This is a genomic window from Mycobacterium sp., from assembly GCF_035653355.1.
Classification (GTDB): Bacteria; Actinomycetota; Actinomycetes; order Mycobacteriales; family Mycobacteriaceae; genus Mycobacterium.
This window is the reverse complement of record NZ_DASRBZ010000451.1, coordinates 1-5,390: the sequence shown is the minus strand read 5'-3', so window position 1 is coordinate 5,390 and position 5,390 is coordinate 1. Positions and strand designations below refer to the sequence as shown.

General features: G+C 65.0%; 5 protein-coding genes. All 5 read left to right on the top strand.

The genetic code is table 11. The features are described 5' to 3' along the window. Positions 1–1,292, top strand: a 1,292-nt coding sequence (gene fusA / locus VFA16_RS15605; RefSeq protein ID WP_324968694.1) for an elongation factor G, incomplete at its 5' end; no start/stop codon positions are given. Positions 1,293–1,372: 80 nt separating this feature from the next. Next, positions 1,373–2,563 carry an elongation factor Tu gene (gene tuf, locus VFA16_RS15600; protein ID WP_083089163.1) on the top strand — a complete coding sequence of 397 codons (1,191 nt, stop codon included), beginning with the start codon at positions 1,373–1,375 and terminating at the stop codon, positions 2,561–2,563. A gap of 167 nt (positions 2,564–2,730) precedes the next feature. Next, positions 2,731–3,570, top strand: a complete 840-nt coding sequence (locus VFA16_RS15595) for an SHOCT domain-containing protein (protein ID WP_324968693.1) — start codon at positions 2,731–2,733, stop codon at positions 3,568–3,570. 69 nt (positions 3,571–3,639) lie between these two features. Then, positions 3,640–4,467 carry a mycofactocin-coupled SDR family oxidoreductase gene (locus tag VFA16_RS15590; RefSeq protein WP_324968692.1) on the top strand — a complete coding sequence of 276 codons (828 nt, stop codon included), beginning with the start codon at positions 3,640–3,642 and terminating at the stop codon, positions 4,465–4,467. 48 nt (positions 4,468–4,515) lie between these two features. Further along, positions 4,516–5,390 (top strand): NAD(P)/FAD-dependent oxidoreductase (locus VFA16_RS15585; RefSeq protein ID WP_414687737.1); only part of this gene is annotated, 875 nt, incomplete at its 3' end.

Below are 5,390 nucleotides of genomic sequence, written 5' to 3'. Positions count from 1 at the left end.
AGGGCGTGCAGCCGCTGCTGGACGCGGTGGTCGACTTCCTGCCGTCGCCGATCGACATCCCGCCGGTCAAGGGCAAGGACCTGGAGGGGCAGGTCATCGAGCGCCGCGCCGACGAGAACGAGCCGTTCTCCGCGCTGGCGTTCAAGATCGCCACGCACCCGTTCTTCGGCAAGCTGACCTATATCCGCGTCTACTCCGGAACGGTGGACTCCGGCAGCCAGGTCATCAACGCGACCAAGGGCAAGAAGGAGCGGCTGGGCAAGCTGTTCCAGATGCACTCCAACAAGGAGAACCCGGTCGATAGGGCCAGCGCCGGCCACATCTACGCGGTGATCGGCCTCAAAGACACCACCACCGGCGACACATTGTCGGACCCCAACGACCAGGTCGTGCTGGAGTCGATGACGTTCCCCGACCCGGTGATCGAGGTGGCCATCGAGCCCAAGACCAAGAGCGACCAGGAGAAGCTGTCGGCGTCGATCCAGAAGCTCGCCGAGGAGGACCCAACCTTCAAGGTGCACCTCGATCAAGAAACCGGCCAGACCGTGATCGGCGGGATGGGTGAGTTGCACTTGGACATCCTGGTCGACCGGATGCGCCGCGAATTCAAGGTCGAGGCCAACGTCGGCAAGCCGCAGGTGGCGTACAAGGAGACGATCCGCCGCAAGGTGGAGCACGTCGAGTATGTCCACAAGAAGCAGACCGGCGGCTCCGGCCAGTACGCGAAGGTCATCATCACCGTCGAGCCGTTCACCGGTGAGGACGGCGCCACCTACGAGTTCCAGAACAAGGTCACCGGTGGGCGCATCCCGCGCGAGTACATCCCCTCGGTGGACGCCGGCGCCCAGGACGCCATGCAGTACGGTGTGCTGGCCGGCTATCCGCTGGTGAATCTCAAGGTGACGCTGGAAGACGGCGCCTACCACGAGGTGGACTCCTCGGAAATGGCGTTCAAGATCGCCGGCGCGCAGGCGCTGAAGAAAGCCGCCAACGCGGCGCAGCCGGTGATCCTCGAGCCGATCATGGCCGTCGAGGTCCTCACTCCGGAGGACTACATGGGCGACGTGATCGGCGACCTGAACTCCCGCCGTGGTCAGATCCAGGCCATGGAGGAGCGGGCAGGCACACGCGTCGTCAAGGCGCACGTGCCGCTGTCGGAGATGTTCGGCTACGTCGGCGACCTGCGGTCGAAGACTCAAGGCCGGGCGAACTACTCCATGGTGTTCGACTCCTACGCCGAAGTGCCGGCGCAGGTGTCGAAGGAGATCATCGCGAAGGCGACGGGCCAGTAAGCTCCCCGTCACTACCGCGGCACAACTGAACACATCAACACTGCTTTTACAAGCACCAACAAGTCCAGGAGGACACAAAAGTGGCGAAGGCGAAGTTCGAGCGGACGAAGCCGCACGTCAACATCGGGACCATCGGTCACGTTGACCACGGCAAGACCACGCTGACCGCGGCTATCACCAAGGTTCTGCACGACAAATATCCCGACGTGAACGAGACGAAGGCGTTCGACCAGATCGACAACGCGCCTGAGGAGCGTCAGCGCGGTATCACCATCAACATCGCGCACGTGGAGTACCAGACCGAAAAACGGCACTACGCCCACGTCGACGCGCCCGGCCACGCCGACTACATCAAGAACATGATCACCGGCGCCGCCCAGATGGACGGGGCGATCCTGGTGGTCGCGGCCACCGACGGCCCGATGCCGCAGACCCGTGAGCACGTGCTGCTCGCCCGTCAGGTCGGGGTGCCCTACATCCTGGTCGCGCTGAACAAGGCCGACGCAGTCGACGACGAGGAGCTGCTCGAGCTCGTCGAGATGGAGGTCCGCGAACTGCTGGCCGCCCAGGAGTTCGACGAGGACGCTCCCGTCATTCGCGTATCGGCGCTGAAGGCGCTCGAGGGCGACCCGAAGTGGGTGGAGAGCATCGTCGAGTTGATGAACGCGGTCGACGAGTCGATTCCGGACCCGGTCCGCGACACCGACAAGCCGTTCCTGATGCCGGTCGAGGACGTATTCACGATCACCGGGCGCGGCACGGTGGTCACCGGTCGTGTCGAGCGCGGCGTGATAAACGTCAACGAGGAAGTCGAGATCGTCGGCATCCGCCCGACCACCACCAAGACCACGGTCACCGGTGTGGAGATGTTCCGCAAGCTGCTCGACCAGGGTCAGGCCGGCGACAACGTCGGCCTGCTGCTGCGCGGTGTGAAGCGTGAGGACGTCGAGCGCGGCCAGGTTGTCACCAAGCCCGGCACCACGACGCCGCACACCGAGTTCGAGGGCCAGGTCTACGTGCTGTCGAAGGACGAGGGCGGCCGGCACACGCCGTTCTTCAACAACTACCGTCCGCAGTTCTACTTCCGCACCACCGACGTGACCGGTGTGGTGACGCTGCCGGAGGGCACCGAGATGGTGATGCCCGGCGACAACACCACGATCAAGGTCAAGCTGATCCAGCCCGTCGCCATGGACGAAGGTTTGCGCTTCGCCATCCGCGAGGGCGGCCGCACCGTCGGCGCCGGTCGGGTGACCAAGATCATCAAGTAGTCGCAAAGTAGTGTTCGCCGGGGCCCTGCCCGGCCAAAACGGCGCCCATCCGAGAGGGTGGGCGCCGTTTTGCGTCGCGTCGCGGGCTATTGGGAAAGCGCTGCCGGGATTCGACGCGTGCGTAATACTCTGCTGAACGCGATTCGCCCGACGACAGGAGCATGGCCATGTTGTGGCGGTACGTGAAATGTCAGCTCATGGTCCTGCTGTGTGGCGGGCTGGTCGGACCGATCTTTTTGATGACGTATTTCGGACTGGGCCAGAACAGCCTGATGAAGTGGATGTTCTACGCCGGTCTGTTGATCACCGCTGCCGATGTGCTGATCGCCCTCGCGCTCACCAACTACGGCGCCAAATCGGCCGCCAAGACGGCGGCGCTCGAACAAAGCGGGGTGCTGGCGCTCGCTCAAATCACCGGCATCACCGAGACCGGGACGCGTATCAACGAGCAACCGCTGGTCAAACTGGATCTGCACATCGCCGGGGCGGGCTTCGAGCCGTTCGATAGTCAAGACCGCGTGATCGCCAGTGTCAGCCGGTTGGGCAACATCACCTCCCGACAGTTGGTGGTGCTCGTCGACCCGGCCACCAGGGAATACCGGATCGATTGGGAGCGAAGCGCTCTGGTCAACGGTCTGGTGCCAGCGCAGTTCACCTTGGCCGAAGACAACCAGACCTATGACTTGAGTGGGCAGGCCGGACCGCTGATGGAAATCCTGCAGATCCTCAAGGCCAACAACGTTCCGTTGAACCGGATGGTCGATGTGCGGTCCAATCCGGTGCTACGCCAACAGATCCAAGCGGTGGTGCGTCGTGCGGCGGCCCAGCAGGCGCAAACGGCGCCGGCTGCGGTGGGCCAGCCCGCAGCCGCGACCGCGCCGGCCGGCGCGGCACCGGAGCAGACCATCGCCCAGCGGCTGCAGGAATTGGACTCGCTGCATGCTGCAGGAGCGGTGACCGACCAGGAATACGCCAGCAAGCGAGCCGAAATCATCGCCGAGATCTAACCGGCCCGCGGCTAGAACACGTTTCAGTTTCGCTGCTAGCCTGATCGCGGAGTGACGAAAGGACGGGCGATGGCTGGCGTAGGCGGCACGCTGCAGGGACGAGTGGCATTTATCACCGGTGCCGCCCGAGGCCAGGGACGCGCGCACGCGGTGCGACTGGCCCGCGAAGGCGCTGACATCATCGCGTCAGACATCTGCGCGCCGGTGTCCGACACCATCACCTACCCGGCGGCCACCGCGGAGGACCTCGCCCAGACCGTGTGTGCCGTGGAAGCCGAGGGCCGCAAAGTGCTGGCGCGCGAGGTCGATATCCGCGACGACGCTGCATTGCGGCAACTGGTGGCCGACGGCGTCGAGCAGTTCGGCCGGCTCGACATCCTGGTGGCCAACGCCGGCGTGCTGAGCTGGGGCCGGGTCTGGGAACTCACCGACGAACAATGGGACACCGTCATCGGGGTCAACCTGTCGGGCACCTGGCGCACCCTGCGAGCCGTTGTGCCCGCGATGATCGAGGCCGGCAACGGCGGTTCCATCGTGGTGGTCAGCTCGGCGTCCGGCGTCAAGGCCACGCCGGGCAACGGTCATTATTCAGCTGCCAAATACGGACTCGTCGGGCTGACCAACACGCTGGCTATTGAGCTCGGCGAGTTCGGTATCCGCGTCAATTCCATCCATCCCTATTCGGTCGACACCCCGATGATCGAAACCGACGCGCTGATCCAGCTGCTTGGCAAGCATCCCAGCTATGCGCACAGCTTCCCGCCAATGCCCTTGCAGCCCAAAGGCTTTATGACGCCCGAGGAGATCGCGGATGTCGTCGCCTGGTTGGCCGGCGACGGGTCGGGCACGCTTTCGGGCGCCCAGATTCCCGTCGACAAAGGCGTGCTGAAGTACTGAGGGCGTCCTGCGATATTGCGGGCTGGCCAACAGCGCAGTCCCGCAATCGTGTATGAACTCCACGTGACCACTAGCGCAGGACGTGGAGCCGGAAAAGGAATAGTGATCGTCGGCGGCGGCCTTGCCGCGGCCCGCACCGCCGAACAACTGCGCCGGGCCAACTACACCGGCCCCATCACCATCGTCAGCGACGAAGTTCATCTGCCCTACGATCGGCCCCCGCTGTCCAAGGAAGTTTTGCGCAGCGAAGTCGACGACGTGACACTCAAGCCCCGCGAGTTCTACGAAGAGCACGGCATCACGCTGCGGCTGGGCACGGCCGCCGTCAGCCTGGATACCACGGAACAGACCGTGACCCTCAAGGACGGGACCGTGCTCGGGTACGACGAGCTCGTCATCGCGACCGGCCTGGTGCCGCGGCGCATCCCGTCGTTACCGGACCTGGAAGGCATCCGGGTGCTGCGCTCCTATGACGAAAGCATCGCCCTGCGCAGACATGCCACCGAAGCGCGCCACGCCGTGGTGGTCGGGGCCGGTTTCATCGGCTGCGAAGTGGCCGCCAGCCTACGCGGCCTGGGGGTCGACGTTGTGTTGGTGGAGCCGCAGCCGGCCCCGCTGGCAGGGGTTCTCGGCGCGCAGATCGGGGAATTGGTGGCACGACTGCACCGGTCCGAGGGTGTCGACGTGCGCACCGAAGTCGCGGTGGCGGAGGTTCGAGGTCAAGGCCATGTCGACTCCGTCATGCTCACCGACGGCACTGAGGTGACAGCCGACCTGGTCGTGGTGGGCATCGGGTCGCGGCCGGCCACGGAGTGGCTGAATGGCAGCGGAATCAAGGTCGACGACGGGGTCATCTGCGACGAGGCCGGACACACCAGCGCACCCAACGTGTGGGCGCTGGGCGACGTCGCCTCCTGGCGCAA